The organism is Niabella pedocola (genome assembly GCF_021044425.1).
Taxonomy (GTDB): Bacteria; Bacteroidota; Bacteroidia; order Chitinophagales; family Chitinophagaceae; genus Niabella; species Niabella pedocola.
In genome coordinates, this window is record NZ_JAJNEC010000005.1 from 761,528 (window position 1) to 781,706 (window position 20,179).

Annotated in this window: 18 protein-coding genes; 8 read left to right on the plus strand and 10 right to left on the minus strand. The window is 47.9% G+C overall.

What is annotated here, in order from left to right; genetic code table 11:
* Window positions 1-29: 29 nt before the first annotated feature.
* The 9 genes from LQ567_RS10785 to LQ567_RS10825 all read right to left on the minus strand — a co-directional run bounded on the left by LQ567_RS10785 (window position 30) and on the right by LQ567_RS10825 (window position 12,064).
* Window positions 30-2,042: a RagB/SusD family nutrient uptake outer membrane protein gene (locus tag LQ567_RS10785; RefSeq protein ID WP_231004510.1), complete on the minus strand. Its 2,013-nt coding sequence runs from the start codon at window positions 2,040-2,042 to the stop codon at window positions 30-32.
* 11 nt (window positions 2,043-2,053) lie between these two features.
* Entirely contained in the window at window positions 2,054-5,137 is a 3,084-nt protein-coding gene (locus LQ567_RS10790) for a SusC/RagA family TonB-linked outer membrane protein (protein WP_231004511.1), read from the minus strand.
* Window positions 5,138-5,242: 105 nt separating this feature from the next.
* The gene (locus LQ567_RS10795; protein ID WP_231004512.1) at window positions 5,243-6,610 is read right to left on the minus strand and encodes an IPT/TIG domain-containing protein; all 1,368 of its coding nucleotides are present in this window, start codon (window positions 6,608-6,610) and stop codon (window positions 5,243-5,245) included.
* Window positions 6,611-6,908: 298 nt separating this feature from the next.
* Entirely contained in the window at window positions 6,909-8,399 is a 1,491-nt protein-coding gene (locus LQ567_RS10800; RefSeq protein ID WP_231004513.1) for a family 43 glycosylhydrolase, read from the minus strand.
* A 446-nt stretch (window positions 8,400-8,845) separates the two neighbouring features.
* Window positions 8,846-9,583 (minus strand): DNA-formamidopyrimidine glycosylase family protein, encoded by a 738-nt coding sequence (locus LQ567_RS10805; protein WP_231004514.1) that lies wholly within the window; start codon window positions 9,581-9,583, stop codon window positions 8,846-8,848.
* 191 nt (window positions 9,584-9,774) lie between these two features.
* Entirely contained in the window at window positions 9,775-10,341 is a 567-nt protein-coding gene (locus LQ567_RS10810) for a YciE/YciF ferroxidase family protein (protein WP_231004515.1), read from the minus strand.
* Window positions 10,342-10,396: 55 nt separating this feature from the next.
* Window positions 10,397-10,594 (minus strand): KTSC domain-containing protein, encoded by a 198-nt coding sequence (locus tag LQ567_RS10815; protein ID WP_231004516.1) that lies wholly within the window; start codon window positions 10,592-10,594, stop codon window positions 10,397-10,399.
* Between the two features lie 121 nt (window positions 10,595-10,715).
* Window positions 10,716-11,426, minus strand: coding sequence for a type 1 glutamine amidotransferase domain-containing protein (locus tag LQ567_RS10820; protein WP_231004517.1), 711 nt, complete (start codon window positions 11,424-11,426; stop codon window positions 10,716-10,718).
* Between the two features lie 56 nt (window positions 11,427-11,482).
* Entirely contained in the window at window positions 11,483-12,064 is a 582-nt protein-coding gene (locus tag LQ567_RS10825) for a DUF4142 domain-containing protein (protein ID WP_231004518.1), read from the minus strand.
* 344 nt (window positions 12,065-12,408) lie between these two features.
* On the opposite strand from LQ567_RS10825, the gene LQ567_RS10830 reads away from it, so the two are divergent.
* The 8 genes from LQ567_RS10830 to LQ567_RS10865 all read left to right on the plus strand — a co-directional run bounded on the left by LQ567_RS10830 (window position 12,409) and on the right by LQ567_RS10865 (window position 19,094).
* Window positions 12,409-13,206, plus strand: coding sequence for an SDR family NAD(P)-dependent oxidoreductase (locus tag LQ567_RS10830; RefSeq protein ID WP_231004519.1), 798 nt, complete (start codon window positions 12,409-12,411; stop codon window positions 13,204-13,206).
* A gap of 121 nt (window positions 13,207-13,327) precedes the next feature.
* On the plus strand, window positions 13,328-14,398 hold the full coding sequence (locus LQ567_RS10835) for a sensor histidine kinase (protein WP_231004520.1): 1,071 nt from the start codon (window positions 13,328-13,330) through the stop codon (window positions 14,396-14,398).
* A gap of 8 nt (window positions 14,399-14,406) precedes the next feature.
* Window positions 14,407-15,159: a LytR/AlgR family response regulator transcription factor gene (locus LQ567_RS10840; RefSeq protein WP_231004521.1), complete on the plus strand. Its 753-nt coding sequence runs from the start codon at window positions 14,407-14,409 to the stop codon at window positions 15,157-15,159.
* A 579-nt stretch (window positions 15,160-15,738) separates the two neighbouring features.
* Window positions 15,739-16,074, plus strand: a complete 336-nt coding sequence (locus LQ567_RS10845) for a hypothetical protein (RefSeq protein WP_231004522.1) — start codon at window positions 15,739-15,741, stop codon at window positions 16,072-16,074.
* Between the two features lie 38 nt (window positions 16,075-16,112).
* Entirely contained in the window at window positions 16,113-16,586 is a 474-nt protein-coding gene (locus tag LQ567_RS10850) for a cupin domain-containing protein (protein ID WP_231004523.1), read from the plus strand.
* A 3-nt stretch (window positions 16,587-16,589) separates the two neighbouring features.
* The gene (locus tag LQ567_RS10855) at window positions 16,590-17,195 is read left to right on the plus strand and encodes a YceI family protein (RefSeq protein ID WP_231004524.1); all 606 of its coding nucleotides are present in this window, start codon (window positions 16,590-16,592) and stop codon (window positions 17,193-17,195) included.
* A 95-nt stretch (window positions 17,196-17,290) separates the two neighbouring features.
* A complete protein-coding gene (locus LQ567_RS10860) occupies window positions 17,291-18,280 on the plus strand; it encodes a peptidase associated/transthyretin-like domain-containing protein (protein WP_231004525.1) in 990 nt (329 codons plus the stop codon).
* Between the two features lie 85 nt (window positions 18,281-18,365).
* Window positions 18,366-19,094 carry a carboxypeptidase-like regulatory domain-containing protein gene (locus tag LQ567_RS10865; protein ID WP_231004526.1) on the plus strand — a complete coding sequence of 243 codons (729 nt, stop codon included), beginning with the start codon at window positions 18,366-18,368 and terminating at the stop codon, window positions 19,092-19,094.
* 581 nt (window positions 19,095-19,675) lie between these two features.
* Here the strand turns inward: LQ567_RS10865 and LQ567_RS26265 are convergent.
* Window positions 19,676-20,176 (minus strand): MepB family protein, encoded by a 501-nt coding sequence (locus LQ567_RS26265; RefSeq protein ID WP_394800367.1) that lies wholly within the window; start codon window positions 20,174-20,176, stop codon window positions 19,676-19,678.
* Between the last annotated feature and the right edge of the window lie 3 nt (window positions 20,177-20,179).

Here is a 20,179-nt window from a genome sequence, read left to right on the forward strand (position 1 = left end):
CGATCTAACAAAATCACCACCCTTTTAAATTAATCAAACGAAGGCCAGCCCGGTGCCTGGGTCAGGCGTTTATTCTTCTTCAGTTCATCCCATTCGATGGGCCAGAAATACATTTTCCTGGAAAACGTGGTTTGCAAAAGCGGCACCCGTATCGGCGTGTAAAAAAGATCAGCCTGATCCTTGGTCATAAACGTATTAAAGCCGTATATCTGCTCCGCTTCATCCACAGGTGCATCTTTCCAGCGCCTCAGGTCGTAGTAACGCTGGTTTTCACCCATCAGCTCCACCTGTCGCTCGCGTTTTATTGCTGTACGTAACGCTTCCTTATTGCTGTATACAGACATCTCGTGGTTGGGCACACCCGCACGAACGCGTACCTGTCCAATGGCCTTTTTCATTTCATCGATATTCCGGGATATGGCATGGGTGGTGCCGCCATCCCATGAAGGAATATTGTAGGAACCGCCCAGTTCATTGAGTGCCTCAGCATACATGAGCAGGATGTCGGCATAGCGGATGGCCAGATCTACTTTAGGAAAGATCTTTCCGCCATTGCCGCTGTTATTGTCTTTGGGATTTACGAATTTCATGATGCCGATACCGGTAGGCAGCCAGGTATCGCCGTTGATGTATCCATTAAATTCGCCCCGGTAATAAAAAATCTGCTGGTTGGTAACGGTAGGCAGATTATTCACCGCGCTGGACATGGTCCATAATGCACCGCTGAAGGCTACCGAAGCGTAAAACCGCGGCTCGCGGTTGGCGAACTCCTTCCATACATTTACCTGCAGGGGTTTAAAATTGTCTACTTCACCGGACTGCACAAACATGTTAGCGCCATATTTGTTCCGTATTTCCTGCCGGTCAAACGGTCTTCCGTCGTTCATGGAATAGGCATCGCATTGCTTGAGGGTAAGGCCGTGCGAATTGTAGCCGCCGCCCGTCTTGGGCATCTGAAGCCTTGCCAGGGCCATCACGCCACCCTCTGAGCTGATCTGGTTATCACCCCTGGTAAAGATCATTTCAGGGTTTTCAGAAGCATACAGTTCTCCGTTGAACAATGACCGGTAGGATTCAAAAGGATCGATATCCGCCCAGCCGTCGGGAAAATTCTTTTCGGAATACCCGGCATGGTAGGGCGGAGGAATGGTAGCCGGATAATCCGTGGTGCCCCTGGTCTTAAATACCGCGGTGTATAATTTATACGTGCCCAGGTCGATCACATCCTTGCAGGCCGCCGCCGCTTTAGCCCATTTTGCTTCCTGGTATTGCTGGGATATCAATACGTTCCCTTTATCATCCGTAAAGTCGGCCATTTCTGTATTGCCGTTTGCCAGCGGGCTTGCGGCAAAGAGCAGCGCTTTGGCGCGGGTAGCCAGTGCCGCACCGCGGGTGGGACGGGCAATATTGCGGTTGTCCCGTTTTAACGGCAGATCTTTTGCAGCCAATGCCATTTCATCTGCGATGTAACCGGCCACTTCATCGTAGGTATTACGGGGGTATGACAGGTTATCATAGCTGTCGTCATAGTTTACACCTTTATCGGGCATAATGGGCACCGGACCGTACTTACGCAACAACAGCCAGTACAGGTAGGCCCGTACAAACCGGGCCTGTGCTTTATAACCGGCAACCTCTTTCTCGGTAAATGTGCCGCCTTCGGCCATACGGTTAATCATCACCGATGCCTGGCGGATACCGCCATACGATTGCGACCATGACTGGAGCCAGGTGTGATCGTATTCCCCGAATTTGAATCTCCGGTAGCGATCTCCATTGCCGCCCCCGGATTCGTTAAAATACATATCATCCGAATAGTTGGTAATGTTGTTACCCGTATTGCCCATTTCGAGGTTGTTATTGAGCAAGGCGTTATAGGCATTGGCGAGCCACTGCTCGGTATAATCCTTGCTGTTGAAGATGCGCTCCTCGCTCTGGCGGTCATCAAAGTAATGCTCTACGCTAAGGTATTTGCGGCAGGAACCCAAAGAGGTCATTACACCTGCAAGGAATAAGCCTATTATGATCTGTTTTTTCTTCATGGCCTTTTATGTTATAGGTTTACGGTTAAACCAAGTGTGAATGTTTTAGCCAGCGGGTACGCCTGGCCGTTCGTGCTGTTCATTTCAGGATCCCACATTTTAAATTTGGAAAACGTAAACAGGTTGGTGCCCAGGAAGTAAACACGCATCGTTTTTATACCCATGCGGTTGGTGAACACCTTGGGAAACGTATACCCGGCATCCACTGTTTTTACCCGCATGTACGAGCTTTCGCGCAGCCAGTAAGAAGATGCACGGTAATTATTGGCGCTGCCACCGTAGCTTAGCCTGGGGTACGTGGCGTTGGGGTCTTCATTCTCACCCAGGATCCAGCGGTTGGAGTTTACCACATCTGTAAGAATATTGCCCCAGTCGCCCTGGCTGAAGGGGTATACCGTAAAGCCATTGATAAAGAACGATGACTTACCGGCACCCTGGAACAGCACACTGGCATCAAAACCTTTCCAGTTGGCCGACAGGCCAAAACCGTACACGAGGTTGGGATACCGGGTGGCCCCAACGGCTACGATGTCATTGTCGTCGATGGTGCCATCCCCGTTAATATCCTTATACTTAATGTCACCAGGGGCAACTCTGCCAAAATTCTGGGTAGGGCTGTTCCGGATATCATCGTAATCTTTAAACAACCCCAGAGCTACCAGTCCCTTGTTCTGGTTGACACGGAATCCTGCACGGGTGGTATAGGGATAGTTGCTGTATTGCTCGTCGGCTTCCAGTATTTCGTTCCGGCTGTAAGTCATGGTACCACGTGCCGTCAGGGTCAGTTTGTTGATCTGCTGGGAAAACTTCACCTGCCCGTCAAAACCTTTGGACAAGGTAGCGCCCACGTTGGCACGTGGATCCTGTCCGCGCAGCCCCACGATGTCGGGGATATATTGCCGTTCCATATAAATACCGTCCCGCTGCTCGTGAAAATAATCCAGGGCGCCGCTGAATTGATCATTAAAAAAGGAGAAATCAAGCCCCAGGTCATGTTTGGTCGAAACCTCCCAGGTAATGGTGTTGGAAGCAATCCTTGAGTAGGTAAGTCCGGAATAACTGTTATTGCTTTCAAGATCGCCCCAGTTATAGCCTCCGGCCGTTGAGGTAAACTCTGCGAGGTAGGGAAAGCGGATCGGCTGGTTATCGCTCCCGCCTATATAGTCGTTCCCCACCCTTCCGTAAGAATAACGGATCTTGAACATGTTCATCCATTTCAGGTTTTCCTGTATCAATTTTTCTTCAGCTACGTTCCAGGCGCCGGAAACAGCAGGAAAGAGTCCGAACTGATGCCCGGTGGCAAAATTTTCAGAACCATTGTATCCGAAGTTGATGTCAAAGAAATAACGGGACTGGTACCCATAGGTAAGCCGGCCGGCCAGGCGCTGGTTGCGGCGTTCGATGCCCTGCATGATGTCGGTGCCATAATTGGATGTATTCACCTTTTTCTCTTGGGTATATTGCACGATTCCTCCCAATGTGTGGCTTTTAAGGGTTTTGGTGTAGTGCAGTTCTCCCTGCAGGGTTTCGGCCCTGTCGCCCGTTGCATCAGAAGTTTGGGTAAGCAGCTGTTCGGTAATGGTACGCCGCAAACGAAGATCCCCGTTTGATTCCCGTTGCCGCTCGGCGATCCAGCCTTCGGGCCATTTCATCCTGCGGATATAGTTTTTGTTATTGTTATCGTAGCCAAACCGACCCACGAACCGGAGGCCGGGCGTTATAAACCTCAGGTTTTGTTCCAGGGTAACGTTGGTCTGTATCTTGTTCTCCCAGTTTTCGATATACCCCTGCTGGGTAATGAGCACCCAGGGATTTTGTTTTTCGGCGCCCCCCCTGGAGGCTACCTGGCCGGTGGAATATTTAATCGGGATAGAAATAGGGTTTTGTCCCATCAGCGATGCCCAGATCTCGTTATACGTGCCGCCAGGCAGGTTTTGCTTGCCCAGTGAACCACTCACGCCCACTCTCACAAGAGTTGTTTGTGTCAGGTTCATATCAACATTGGCGCGATAGTTCCACCGTTTATAATTGGCATTGGTGTTGTAATTTTTCAGGTTCTCATCGGTTTCATACATACCGCCCTCATTGATATAACTGCCCGATACGAAGTAACGCGCCAGCGCACCACCACCATCAAAATTGAGCGAAGTACGCTGTGTAACGGCGCCCGGCTTCAGGAACATATCCATCCAGCTGATATCCGGAAACAGGTCCGGATCCAGCTGGTTCCGGATCAGGGTAAGGTCCTCCGGCGTATAGAAAGCCTCTTCGTTCCGGGTAACACGGGCCTCGTTCATCAGCCCGGCATAAGTATACCCGTCTACAAACTGGGGTGTAAACGTCCGGGTATTGTAAGAGGCTTCATATTTACCGTTGATGCTTACTTTATCCATCTTCCCTTTTTTGGTAGTGATCAACACCACCCCGTTTGCCCCGCGGGAACCGTATATGGCCGTGGTAGAGGCATCTTTAAGCACCGTAAAGGATTCTATGTCTTCGATGTTTATTTCGGTGAGGCTTCTTTCAAAACCATCCACCAGCACAAGCGCCGATGTACCTGCACCAAACGTGGAAATACCGCGGATCCAGAACTCCGAGGAGTTGCTGCCCGGCTGCCCGCTCCCCTGCATGGCCAGTACCCCTGACACATTGCCCGCAAGCGCATTGGTAATGCTGGATGTGGGTGTTTTGAGTGTGGTAAGGTCTACGGTAGTGATGGCACCGGTCACCGTTGCTTTTTTCTGACGGCCCAATGCCGTTACCACGATTTCGTCCATGGCTTTTTGTTCCGATGCCTTAAGCGTTACATTGATGCGCAGCGCATCTTTTATCAGCACCTCCTGCTGTTCATAGCCTACATATGAAAAGACAAGCCACTGGTATTTATTGGCAGTTATGGAGTATCCCCCATTTTCGTTGGTACTGATCCCAAGTCCCGGCTGGTCTTTTACAGCCACGGTTACCCCCTGCAGGGGCTCCTTCTGCTCATTCAGTACCGTGCCGGTAATGGTAACGGCGACGCGGGCTGTATCCTGTGCAGAGGCGCCGGCAACAACCCCGGCAACCGCAATCAATATAAAAATAATTCGTTTCATTAATCTGTATTCAGTAATTGCTTGGCAGCCTTGTTTTTAAAGCCTGGTCTATGTAGCTCCGCAAAGCAATCGGTTAAAAATAAAGGGATGATAAACGGCGGGGTCCTACTCTACGGTTATGGTACGGATGCGTTTGTTATCTCGCTCCGCGATGTAGAAGATCTTCCGCTGCGCATCGTAATCGATTCCGGTGGGGTCGGCAAAGCGGGCCTCCTTTCTCGGGTCGCCATCGATATAACCTTTTACGCTGCCATCGGGTGTGGGGCTGCCTTTGCCGGCAAAAGTACTTACGACACCAGCGGGCGACAATGTGCGGATGCTTTGGTTGTTTTGGTCGCAGAAATAAAAATCGTATTCATCGGCCTGGCCTGCATACGCCGGATTCTTTACAAATACCCCCTGGTATCCCCGGCCGATCCGCGCGGAAGTGCCGATGGCATCGACATCGCCACCAGTAGCGCTGCCGGCAAAAAGAATGGGTGGTTCCAGCTCCCGGGTCTCCCAGTTGTAAATGCTCTTGTAGATGCGGGTATAGGAAACGATATAGGCATAGTTGCCGGAGGGATGAAAAAAGATGAGGGAAGACTGGTTGGTACTGCCCCCTACCCTGAACAGTAATTTGGGAAGCAGCTCACCGGTTACCGGGTCCGGGATGGCTTTCTTAATACCGATGCCCTGAAGGCCGTTGTAGAACATTTCATTTGTTACCGGATGAGGTGCGGTGGAGAAACAGGCGGGATCGTAAATATACGGATGTACACGGCGATAGTTTTCCGAGCGCAGGGTATAAGCAACCGCCACCTTGGTCCTGCTTGTAAGGTTTCCGTTATCATCCGACAGGAACAAAGTGTCTTTATTGGCGCTGAGTGTGGTCGTCTGCATCTTGGTGAACGCCGCCTGCCCGTTGGTGATAAGGGTTGATACCATTTGGGCATTCAGGTCTATTCTTCTTACCGCGCGATCGAGCTCTGTTACAAACAATACATTACTTTCCGGCTCATAAGTTACCCAGGCCGGATAGGAGAACCGTGCATTTTCAAAATCGCCGTCCACGATGGAAGAGTTGCCGAGTTCGTCCACATTTCCCACCAGGGTGCCTACCGTTGTGCTTTTAATGTACGTGAAGGGGTCATTAAACGTATGTTCGACAGGCGTACCGGAATCACCGTCTATGACTACTCTTACCTGCCCGGTACTGGTTTGCCCCGGAACCCAGCAGTAGATCTGCTTTCCGTTGGCGCCTACTACTTTAAGTTCCCTTTCACCTATATAAACATGGACCCTGGAAATATCCGTACCAAAATTATCCCCGTAAATATAGAGCCGTGTCCGTATCGCACCCTTCTTGGGTGAAAAATCAGAAAACACCGTAGGTTTACCCGGATCATACTTGTCTTCCCGGATTAAATCTTTGTCTTTACAGGCATAAAAAAAACTGCCGAAAAACAGGATGAAAACGAAAAAGCAATGCATTCTCTTTTGAAATTTCATAATGGCGTTGTCTTGTATTTACAAATTATTAGATGGCTGCCGTTCTCTGCATCCACTATACAATAGTTCTGAATCGTTTTTTCTATTTTAATAAGCGGTTCCGCTTCTGGCAAGGGATCAAACTTAAATCTCAATCAACCGTTGAATCGAAAAGCAGGCGATCCGTTAGCTTATCCCAACAAAGGAAATCAATACACCCGAAATATTTTGTTCATTATTTTGTCGAATCGTTCCAAAATCGGTACCGCATATTTATACGATGCAGTTCATAAAATGCAGGCTATTGATGCTTTAAAACAAAATTTTTAAAGTAGCCAACTTCCCCGGCATTGCCCTTTGAAACCAATCCTGCACGTACGGCCCGGTCCCAGGGCGGCAGGTAGGAAATATCTGCCGGCTGCTTATTCAATATGTGAAACTGCTTACCATCCATACTGTACATGAACGTAGCCTGCGTATTGTTTACGACCTTTACTTTCAGCACCAAACGCGTTGGCATCCGGATGGTCTTTTCAGCAATCACCTCCGTTTTGTCCTGCTTCAATTGCAGCAGCTGAAGCTTGTTTTTATAAACAGCGGCGGCAACCATATTTTTATCGTCTCCGATCAGGGCAAGTCCGGCTTTTGAAGAAGAACTATTCAGCAGGGTCACCTGAGATTCATAATTGGCGGCCAAAACAGATTGCCCTATATAGGCTCCGCAGGCATCCGGAAGAGCATTTAGCTTTAATGTATTGCCCGCAACGGCATAAGTGACGTTCCGGAATATGCTCCAGTGCCAGCCATCGGCCAACGCAGGAGTTGAGAAACCATCGTTTACAGTGGCCGGTTTTACAGTGTTTGCTTCATTGGGGTTATCCAGAAAACGCAACCATCCATCCCCGGTAAATGCAAACTCGTTTAATAAACCCTGCCGCCCGGCATATACTCCGCCTTCTGTGCTGTACCCATGGTACAGAAAATAAAACCGGCCGTCTTTTTCAACAGGCGTTCCATGCCCCGGACATTTCCATTGAGCATTATCCATAAGTACCGGGTTCCCTGGATATTTTTCCCAGGGGCCAAGCAGGCTTTTTGACCGGGCAACGCCGGTACCGTAATTACAGGTTCTTCCGCAACAGGCGGCGCCTGCATAGAATGCATAATAATAATCATGGTGCCGGATTACAGACACGCCTTCTACCAACCCCCGTTCCCACGGCATGTCAGCCCGGAAAAGCTCTTTCTTCTCTCCGGCCAGCGCCGTCCGGTCCTCTTTCATTTCGGCCGCCCAGATGGGCGTAGGCTTTCCCGCGCTATTGCCATCTTCTTTCCATAAAATAAACAGTTTACCATTTTCATCCCGTGCCGGAAACGCATCAATGGATCCGTCTTCCTGGCACATCAACGGACCAAGATCCCGGTAGGGTCCTTCGGGTCGTTCTGCAACCGCGGCGGCAATACACATGCTCCCCTCTTTTTTGCGTGCGGAATAATAAACATACACCTTCCCGTTATCATAGGTAATTTCCGGGGCCCACATATAATAGCCGGCCCAATCGGGCATTTTGGTAAATACATGCCCGGCAGCCTTCCAGTTGACCAGGTCCCTGGAACGGTATAACGTAAATGCAGGAAACCAGTTTGAAGTGGTGCCGGCGGCCCAATATTCATCGCCGATTTTGACCACCGAGGGATCCGGATGATCACCCGGCAACACGAGTTGCTGTGCCTTTGAATAAAATATAAGTATAACTAAAAGAACCAATAATGGCAAACGCTTGGCAAACATCGATACAACTAAATTGAATTATTTTCTAAATGAATTACGCTACGATCAAACCGATCTGCGAAGAAAATAAATACCTGTTGAATATTTTGTTCAATCCTTTGTCGATTCATTCCAAATGCGCCAAAAATGAATGCCGTTTGTATTGGGCATTTAAAAGAGAGAGATGCTGCAACAATCCCGGGCTACTGGCATGATTAATAAATATCATTTTGTCGTCCTGAACTTGTTTCAGGAGCCGATAGGATTATAACAAATGCTGAGAGATGTCCGGCATGACTAAACGTTTACTTTGTCGTCCTGTCCCGATCAATCGGGACAGCATGACCAAAAGCGCAATTTGTCGTCCTGAACTTATTTCAGGAACTAAAAGCGTTTGCAGACAAAACAGCAGCCGGCGGTTGGTTACAGTATTTTTCATTCATTCGGTCAATCTTTAGTAGTAATTTTTATTCATATAGCAGCTGATCCTTCGGGCAATAAAAGCTTCGCCTTTTCCCCTTTCCTGTATATTTTTTTACCAGCTGTGCTCCGCATTTCGGGCAGGTACGCTTCGTATGCACCAGCCAGTGCTTTTTTAATACAAAGGCTCTTTTCCATTCCAGGAATTCGAAACTATATTTCCGGGCTTCTGCAATCAACGCGGTCAGTTTCCGGGGAGGCAGGCTTCCTACCAGGCTCTCCGGCTGAACACCGATCCGGAACAATACCTCGTTTTTGATGATATTGCCTACCCCGGCAAATATATCCTGGTCCAGCAACGCATCGCAAACCATCATACCGGGTTGCTGTTTTAATTTTTTCCGGGCCTTGGCGGCATTCCAGTCGTTGCTTAAAACATCAGCTTCCCAGTCAACCATCGCCAGCAATGCATTTTCCACCAGTCTTACCGCACAGGTGTAAAAATACATCGCTCCTGTTTTAAAGAACAAGGCGAGCCGCAGGCTTTTATCCGGCTTTGTTTGTTCGTTAACACTATAGGAGCCGAACATTAGTAAATGGATCCGCACACTTACGTTATCCAGCACGAGAAAGGTTTGTTTTCCAAAGGTTTTTATTTCGACGAGCCTTTCCCCTTTTAGTGCATCCATTTCTATTTTCGCGTTCCCCTGTGCATCAGTGATCTGCCCCCCGGTAAAGGGTTGCAGTGCTTCTTTCATCAATAATATGGAGGGTCCTTCCGGCAAAAGAAACGGTACTTTTTACAATACGATTTATTTCTATAACCTTTTTATGCCCTCAGGCAATAAAGGAACCGACGAAAAGGTGGTTATTGCTCTACCGGCTACTGCCGGCACCTTGATGCAGCAGTCTTCCGTTAGACCAGTATTGCATTACCAACCACAGCTTCGTCCGTTCCTTCAGCCTGCGGGTCGGTCTATTCTTCAGAGGCTTCTACATTAATATTATTTTCCGCGATATTGGTCAAAGTATCGTCGGCCTCCTTTTCTTCCGCCAGTGTTTGATCCAGCAAATTGGCCACGTCCGTTAAATTCAGGGTCTTGGCCAGTACCGAAAGTCCGCCGTAAGTGGCAATTTCATAGTGCTCTGTTTTTTGGGCGGCCAGTATAATACCCACATCGCGCGTAGCAGTGCCGGCCTCCGTATCTTCCAGTACGCCTGCACCTTCTTCAGCAAGGCCCTCCATCGCTTCGCATTTTTTCGCCTGCGGCCGTTTATCCAAAAGCTCAAATACCTCTTCCAATCTGGAAACGTGGGTTTTGGTAACTTCAAGATGCTCATTGATGGCATCTCTTAACGCTTCGGATGCGGCGCCTTTTGCCAACTTGGGAAGCGTTTTTACCAGGTGCTTTTCCGCCCAGTAGATGTCTTTTATTTCATCTACAAATAACTCCATCAGTGCGGATGCTGCTTCAGGTTTGCTTTCGTTGCTTTTGGGAGACCGGGTTGTTTTTTTCGGTGTAGATTTCTTAGTAGTTGCCATAATTCCTGTTTTTATTTTTTTGATATTAATTCATTGGATATGCTGAAACCTGGGCTCAAGCCCTGCGTTCAAACGGGTAAACATCTTTTATAAACTGGTTGAAATACGTACCCTTGCTTTGAGCCGTTTTAAATTTTTGGTATATCGCTGCCGGTACCCCATGGTAATGATATACAGCTCCCGAAACAAAGCGGATCCCGAGTGTTTTTGTTTCAGGATTATAATCGAAGTGCGCAATAACCGTAGACGGCATGGCTCAGATTTAGGACGGCTTTAAGGAGTTCGTCTTTATGACCAAACCGGTTCAAAAAAAATGCCGGATTTTAAAAGAGTTCTATGTCCGTCAGGTGCTCCTGCCCTTACAGCAGCCAATGCTATTGGTGCGCAGCCAATGAAGCGGCAGGTTCTTTCAGCAGGCTTATTACCTGGCGGGCCGTAGCACCCGCCGAGAGGGGGTTTTGCCCGGTAACCAACAACCCATCCATTTCCACATGACTCACAAAAGGCAGTACCGCACTGCGAAAATCCGCACCCAATTCCTTCAGGCGGCTTTCCAGTTTATACGGGATATAATTTGCGCGCAGGGCCAGCACTTCTTCTTCATTGGTAAACGCAGTTATTCTTTTGCCGGCGAGTAACCCTGGTTTCAGTGCCGCTGCTATCAGCAATGCTGCCGGGCCATGGCAAACGGCACCAACAGGCTTACCCGTTGATAAATAATGAAGAATCAATCGCCCGCTGAACTCATTATTGGCAAGGTCCCATAACGGGCCATGTCCGCCCGCATAAAAAACCGCATCAAACATCGTGGGGTCTATTTCACGCAGCATCAATGTATTTTCAAAAGCCGCCCGGGCAACCGGATCATCAATAAACCGGCGGTTAGACCGGGTGATGTTCTCCGTTACCGTACTAAGCGGGTCTACCGGGGGCTTTCCTCCTTCAGGACTGCAAAGGGTTACCTGGCAACCGGCATCTGTAAATTCGTAATATGGGTCCGTACATTCACCCAGCCAAACGCCGGTGGTACGCTCCGTATTTTTCATCTCCGCATGCGAGGTCAACACCATGAGTATCCGATTCATGAACGGGCAATTTTATGTGCTCCGGCGGACGACTGGAGCCGGCTTCCGCTAAAAATTTATTTTGCTTTTTTAAGGGCTTTTACATGCTCCAGGTGCGTTCTTAATACCGGCAGCGTTTTTATTACGAACGCCTTCAGATCACTGTCCTGAACGTCCTTTTCCGCATCTTCAAAAAGCTTGATCGTTTTTTCGTGGTCGTCGACCATTTGTTTTATATACGCTTTGTCAAAATCTGCACCGCTTTTTGAAGACAGGTCCTTGGCCACTTTCTGCATGTCATCACCCGGTGCTGCCGGAAGTGTGATGTTCTTACCCGCTGCGATCATTTTTAATTCATCATTTGCTTTCGAATGATCATCTACCATCATCTTGCCAAATTCTTTTACACCCGGATCAGTACCCTTGCTTTGGGCCATCTCTCCCAGTTGCACTTCCGCCATTCCTCCATTAGCGGCATCCACTGCAAACTTGGCATCCTTTTCCGCAATTGCCGGAGGAGTACCAGCGGTATGGCTACTATCGATCATTGCCTCGTTTGTACTGTCTGCTTTTGAGGTAGTGTCTTTTGATTCCTGGCCATTACAGCTCCACATGAATGCTGCGATTCCTACGGTCATTAATTTCATTCCGATTTTCATATACGATTCTTTTAATGGGTTTACCAAATGATGTTATAAATTCTGAAACACATAACGGTATCAACAATTACCGTTCCTGACTTGGTTAAAGCGCCTTTACCGCATTTTTCCGCCGGCGTTTGTTGACTATTGGGATCAATAAGGTAAAAAACGGGGAACAAATTCCACAAACCGGCAAATGCCCGCAGGCTATTCCGTTATGATGCGCACGACCCCGTATACGGCCATTCCGTTATGGTATAATGTTTGAAAAACATTTATTGGAACGGTACCAACCGGCATACGGCGATGCGGCGCCAGCCGGGGGCTAAACCAGCCACTATTTAACAATCCAAATAAACATCATGAATGCACTAAAAAAATATACCCTTATAACGGGTGGCAGCCTGGGCATCGGCCGGGAACTGGCACATGTATTTGCCCAGAACGGACATAACCTGATCCTTGTAGCACGCAGCCGGCAGGAGCTGGACGACGTTCGCACGGAGCTAAGCAGTACCGGCGTGGATATTATTACGATCGAAAAAGATCTCTTTAATCCCGGCGCTCCGTTTGAGCTGCACCGGCAAACCACCGAGCAAAACCTGTATGTAGACATCCTGGTAAACAATGCCGGCCAGGGGTTGTACGGGTTGTTTGAAAACACTAATATCGACAGGGAATTGGCTATTATCCAGTTAAACATCGCTTCGCTGGTTGTACTCACCAAACTATACCTTCAGGATATGCTGGCGCAGGGGGGTGATGGGAAAATTCTGAACCTTTCTTCTATTGCCAGTAAATCGCCGGGACCATGGCAATCCGTTTACCACGGCACCAAAGCCTTTGTGCAATCCTTTACAGAAGCATTGAGAAGCGAAGTAAAGGATGAAGGCATTGTGGTAACCGCCCTCTTACCCGGCGCCACGGACACCGACTTCTTTAACAAGGCGGGCATGACAGACTCAAAAGCGGTTCAGGATAAAAGCCAGCTGGCCGATCCCGCCCAGGTAGCCCGGGACGGGTATCGTGCGCTTATGAACAATGCAGATATGATTATTTCCGGGTTCAAAAACAAGGTCAACGTGGCGATGAATAATCTTACGCCGGATGACCTGGCTGCGGACAAGATGAAGCAGCAGCAAAAACCGGCAGATTCCTAAATTGTATGGGTCGCCATTCGATCAACAGGCTGTGTTTATCGACAAACGCAGGCATTTATCTACCAACACCGCTATTTTCATGCTTCGGGTGTATCTTTATCCCTGCTGAAAAATGGGTTGATTGATTAAAAAGTATCCGATACTGCAACACTTATTCTATTGGCTGACGGCCTTTAGCCTATTGGTATTTATATACAGTACGGCATACGGAAGCTATCATTTGGGTGTACAGGTAATCCTGATATTACTGCCCGTTCATATGTGTTATTTCTACCTGTTGACCGGCTGGGTAATGCCTCGCTTTTACTTCAGGGGGAAGTATCTGCAAACCTGTCTCCTGGTGATCCTGATCCTCCCGGTAATGGCGGTTTTATACCGGCTGACTGAAGTATTTATTGCAGATCCGTTTATCTATCATTTTTATAAGGTCCGGGACAGCAGTTTTACCTGGGCCGATCATGAACGGCCGCTGAGGGAGCAACTCCTCAGTCCTCTTGGCTTTGTAAACGCAGTGGAGCGCAGCAATACCGTGGTATGGATCTGCGTAACCCTCAACCTGTTTATTTTATGGCATCAACGGAAACAGGCGGTGCTCCAGGCCGAGCTCAATTTTCTGAAGGGTCAGCTGCATCCGCATTTCTTGTTCAATGCGCTCAATAATCTTTATGCGTTGTCCTTAGACAAAGCGCCGCAAACGCCCCAGGTTATCCTTGGAATTTCTAATATCCTCCGTTATGTATTGTACGAATGCACGGCCGAGCAGGTACCCTTAAAAAGGGATATTGAAGTATTGAATGATTATATCGAACTGGAAAAACTGCGCTATGAGGACCGGCTGGAGCTGAACGTACACATCGACCCGCATGCAGACCATATACAAATAGCACCGCTGTTGATGCTTCCGCTGGTAGAAAATGCGTTTAAACACGGAGCTGCAGAAAGCACCGATATGCCCTGGATTAATATCGACCTGTATCTTTCGAACAATGATCTTACGTTCAAGATCGCCAATAGCAAACCGGAGCTGCCCGTTGCACAAGCCTATGGTCAAAAGTTCAAAGGAGAAATCGGCATACACAATTTACGCAAGCGGCTGGAATACATCTACCCGTCAAAACACCGGTTCCGGTATTTTGATGAAAGTGATTGCTTTATTGCCGAATTGCAGATCCAGTTATCATCAACATCATAATACACATAATGGTTATCCGTACAATTATAGTAGACGATGAGCCGCATGCGATGGAAATCATAAAAAAATACGCGGCCAATATTCCTGAAATAGAAATTGTAGGCACCTGCGGCAATGCCATAGAGGCCTTTCAAACCATTCAGCATTCCAAAGTAGACCTGGTATTCCTGGATATCAAAATGCCCCGCCTTTTGGGAACCGACCTGGTACGCAGCCTTAAAACACCTCCCCTGATCATTTTCACCACCGCATACCAGGAATATGCCATTGAAGGTTTTGACCTGAACGCGATCGATTACCTGCTAAAGCCGATTCCGCTGAAACGCTTTCTCCAGGCCATTGATAAGGTTATGCATTTTCTGAATGCAGATTATAAAACAGATGAAGGGGCCGCATCAACCGAAGATGCGGCAACGCCGGCCGCGGCTCATTTCCTTTACCTGCGCGTAGAGCGGCGTTTATTGAAAGTCAATACAGCGGATATCCTTTGGATTGAAAGTATAAAGGATTATATCAAGGTGATCACCAAAGAAAAATCGTTTCAAACAAAGCAAAAGATCAGTGTTACCGAAAAACTGCTTCCTATGGGCGCATTCATGCGTATCCACCGGTCTTTCATTATCCCGGTAAACAAAGTAGAGGGCTACCATCCGAACTATGTGCTAATTTCCGGAAACAAAATCCCTATTGGCCGCAATTATAAACAGGCATGCGCGCAGCATTTCAACCCCGAAACCGGGTATCCCTATTGCCCGGGATAAGTGAGCACGATCCTTCCGCAAAATGCTGTTGCGGCTGATGCAATACCGCTGTACCGAACAGACCCTATCAAAAACGCTTTTATAAGCGCTGGCATTTAGATCGCACAGCCGTCAATTTTTGGGCCGGACCTACGGCCTTCTGTCCCATGTTATACGCTATACGGTGAACTGAAGTTCGCGGTTAATGGTCGGCCGAGGCCACGCCGCTTGTCCTTCGAACGCAACACAGGAGGTTATCAGCCTGAATCCTGCCTCAGCTCCGGGATTCATTCCGGGGATAGAACTGCTTGTCTGAAACGAAGTGCCGTACCTGCGATACATTTCAGACAAGTATGACCAATAGGTATATCATCCGGCCGTTCCCACGGCTATGAGCACAGCCAGATATTTGCCGGCTTTATGAACCGCGTCCCGATGGGAATAATCATTTTTTCAAATAACAGCTACCACCGTTCGGCCATACAAACCTTTCCTATGGCGACAAATAAGGACATCCGTCGCCTGTATTTGCACAGCTGTTAAAATAGTTTCAACCTTGCATTTTTCTTACCATTACCGGCTAACAACCGCCCCAAAAAAATGATGAAAAAACCGTTGATACTGCTTTATATCGTTATGCTGATCTTTTCCATACGCATCAATGCCATGGAGAAGCATGCTGCTTCCTGTAGCTATTACTGGGTAGCCGAAACCGGTCCCCGTTCAAACCCATATACCATCATCCGCTTATATGACGGCACCCATAAGGCGCTGACAGAAATATCCATGTCGGGTTTCCGCTTGCGGGTTAACAGCAGCATGAAAAAAAAGTTAACCCGCCTTACGGCCGCAACCCCTTTGGAAGATCCTGAAAAAATAGCCGTGCTGCTGGGCATCCGTCCCTGTCGCATTACATCCGTTAAAAAAAACGGGTAAACAAGTATTTCATTTTCTAACACAACAAATATTTACAAATGGAACATTCAAAAACGCCTTCCTATCGAAGTTACCAGGGAGGTTATTTCCGCACACTGATCGCACCGGATCAAACAGGCGAAGCACTGGCCATACTGGAGCTTACCCTGCCCCGGGGAGGAGAACCGCCACCACATATCCACACCCATGAAGATGAGGCCTTTTATGTAGTGGAAGGGACAATAGACGTAACCATAGCAGGCAAAACCACATCGCTGAAAGCCGGAGAAGCGCTGTTTGCACCCAAAAATGTGCCGCACTCCTTCCGGATCCTCACAGAGCGCGCCACACTGCTGAACCTGATTACCCCCGGAAGACTCTGGAATTATTTTATTGAATTCAGTCAGCCGCTCAGCGAAGTTCCTGAAACTGTGGCTGCGCCCGCACCTCCGTCACCGGACGTTTTAAGCAGCATGATTCATGTAATCACAAACACTTATAAAGTAACTTTTGTACAACCCACTAATTCATAACAAATGAAGACCCCTTTTTTTAGTTTTATCATCCTGGTTTTATTAACAGCGTGCTCCCATAAAGACGCTCCGCTTTTAACGGCATTTAAGGTAGACGAAGCACTTTCTTCAGTGGAGTGGAAAGGCAGCGCTCCCACACACTTTCACAGGGGCGCGTTTAAGGTTACCGGCAACCTTACCACAAACGGGAAGGGTACCATAACAGGCGGCGACTTTTCCATCCCCATCGCCAGTATCACCAACTTCGACCTTACCGATCCGGTAGAACGGAAACAACTGCTGGATCATCTGATGACCATCGAATTTTTTAACCTGGCTGTGCATCCGCAGGCAAGCTTCCATATTACCAAGGTGGTCCCATACAGTGATGCCGCCTCATCTGCCAACACGATGATCACCGGCGACTTTACGATGATCGGGCAAACCCACACTATCCAGATCCCCGCGGTAATAAAAACCGAAAAGAACAACATTTCGGCAGAAGGCAGCTTTAAACTGAACCGCCTGCAATGGGGTATGGACAGTTATAATGATCCCGAAAAGGGCCTGTATATCCTGCCGGATGTAGAGATCACCCTGAAGCTCCAGTTTAAGCCCTCGGGTTCATAAGCTATGCTGCAATCCATTTTATACAAACACCCTCGCCGGGCGGCACACAGCGGCCCGGCGTTTCTTTTCTTTATTCATCACAAATCAATTTTATCATGAAACTTTTCTATCTTCCCCTTATTACCTGCATTGCTTTTGCATGCTGTTCAAAAAGCCAGGACAAGGAGTCCGGCAACAGTACCTGGGGCCAGCAACCGGCCCTGCCCGTGGTAGACGGCCATTCAAGTTCCACCATTTCCGGTAATCAATACTATGTGAATGTTATGGGCAGCACCCTGCCACGGATGCCTGTTTTTCCTTCCCTGTCTGTAAAGCCGGGTATTGCCCGGGGTTATGTGGCTGATTTAAGCGGTAAACCCATGAAGGGCGCGCATATAGGCGTTTCGTCTTCTATGACCGGTGGATTTTATTCCAGCGGAAGCGGGATCACGGACGATAACGGGTATTATGAGTTTACCATTCCCGGCGGTGCGGCCTACTTTTTTGGCACGGCTACCACGATCACTTATAATGAAACGCCCGCAGTTGTTGCGTTATATCCCGTTGGCGGCACTTCTTCTTTTCCCTCAGGCAACGGGGTGGTTAAAAACTTCGTGTTGCTTTCCTACGGTCCTGCCAATCCGGATGAAGTAGCACAGCAACCGAATAATGAAAGCAATTATTACGGAGGTGCGTTGTCGTTCTGGTTCAACACGAACGACCCGGACGACCCCTATCAAAACCCTGAATACCTGCCGGATAACGGTATCATTGAAATTGAGCTGATTCCCGTGGGAACCGGCTTATACGGAGAAACAAGGTCCTTTAAAATTACCCGGCAGATAGGCACCCAGTCTGCATTTGCCATTCACAATATCCCGGTAGGTAAATATACCATTAAGGCCAAAATGAGTGATGGGCACCCGCTAAAAATGAACGCCATAGGTACAAAAGCCAATGTGTATGAGCATCTCGGACTTAAACCCGACAATGCTATTGGTACGTCTACGGTAACCTTTACGCCCAATCATCAATATACACCGGTAATGGTCGCATCCTTTAAAAGCAACTGGGATGCACTGGAAATCGGATTAAAGATGGAATAGCACGGTTACCATTTATTGCCCAATACCCACTCCAGGAAGCAACCGGCACTTAGGCTTCTTATACACAAAATGAAACAAACTCATAATGCGAAACAACATATACTTTTATATAATCTGTTTAGCTCTATTCCTGGCATCCTGTAAAAAAGAAGGAAACGCCAGCGAAACCGAAACAGGTTATGCAACCGGAAAAGTGGTCGATACCCAGGGAAAGCCACTGGGCGATGTAGAAATAACAATAGAAAACACACTCACGGGTACGTATGTATCCTATGTTGGAAAAACAGACATCAATGGAAGCTATAAGATCAAAATCGGCAAGGTAGGCACCTATCATGCCAATGCCTACCTGGTAAAAAACTATAACGGTAAAAGCTATCGTCTGCCGCTGCACCCAGACAACGACGCCGTTTTTAGCAATGCGGGAGCCATCAGAAACTTCCAATGGAAACTTTCCGGTGCCATGCCGGAGGATGGACATTATGGCTCTCATATTGAACTTAATGATGAAATAGGAGTAAACATTGATGCTCAAAGTATTGAATACACCCTGACACCTGCGGGCAAACTAATTGACGGCTCAGATGGCACCGTGTTAACACTGCATACAGGGCAACCCAACACCCCTTCTTACAATAAACTGACCGATATACCGATTGGCCGCTACACCTTAACCGCGGTATATGTTAAGGATGGCACAAGACACCCGCTTCGGCTTAAGTACACCCTTGGGTCAGACAACTACCAATCCGGTTTAACCATCGATTTTCCGGAACCGTGGTATGAAGGAGTTGCGGTAACGTACAATTATTAAATATATCTCAGGTAGCAGGATCCGGCAAAGGTGCTTTATGAAGCGCTGTTGCCGGATCTTTGTATACAGGCACCGGTGCTTCCCCCAAAATCGGCGACTGTTTACGGCAACCTTGCTTCTATACCTCCCAGCGAACAACAGCTTCCTTTGAACCGGGATTCATCATACTGCATGCTGCGACGTCAATATATTGGAATACTTCAACATCGTTATAAAATACTAAGGTTTTTAAAATAGCAGGAATCGCCGTTTATCCGTTATATACTGTTATATGAACTGTTGTTTGGAATAACTAGGAAGCCTCCTGTTGCGGCAATATTCCTGATGACGCCATAATAATCTTTAATTCGTAAAGATATCCGGAGAGCCCCTATCCAGGCCTTCAAAAGCCATGGTGCGGAAACAGCTCAGCCGGTTATGGCAAGTGCATCTTTTTTCGCATGACAGGATTAAAGGTTCAGAAAACGCCGCGTTGCAGCGCAACGAAAGGTCTTTATTGCTACATCGGCATGGTTACGCAAACAAACGAGCCACACTTTTACCGGGAGTAAAAGCATGGCTCGTTTGCACTAAAATTGAAATCAATATTGGTTTATGATCGAATTCAATTTGCTATGATTCGTATTTTTTATTTCCGTCAAATCTATGAAATAGTTCGCCTGCCAGGCCTTTGTTTTTTCGGCTTGCTGATTCAGGCAAAGATCCCAGTTTGTATATATCCTGAAACCGCGTTTACCCTCCTTATTGCCAACCGTCAGGATTTTCTTTGCACCCAATATCGATTTCGGGAAAAAGAAAAACCCGGATCGGTTTTGCCAGGCAGTTGCGATCATAAAAAAATCAACAGCACCGGCAAGGTTCAATGGCTGGGTTTGCCCTTCAGGATCCCGTTTCCACAGGGTTACAAAATGACCCTCTTTTTTAGGCGTGCGTTTTGCCTTGCGGAAGATTACACTCCGGTTTTCTATTTGAAAGCTGCATCCCGAATAGGCCCGGCATTCCGGGTCTTCGGTTAAAACGGCTATATGCAGCCCGCCCGTTTTTAATAGCCACTGTTCTATATCATTTAATACCTGATCCATCTG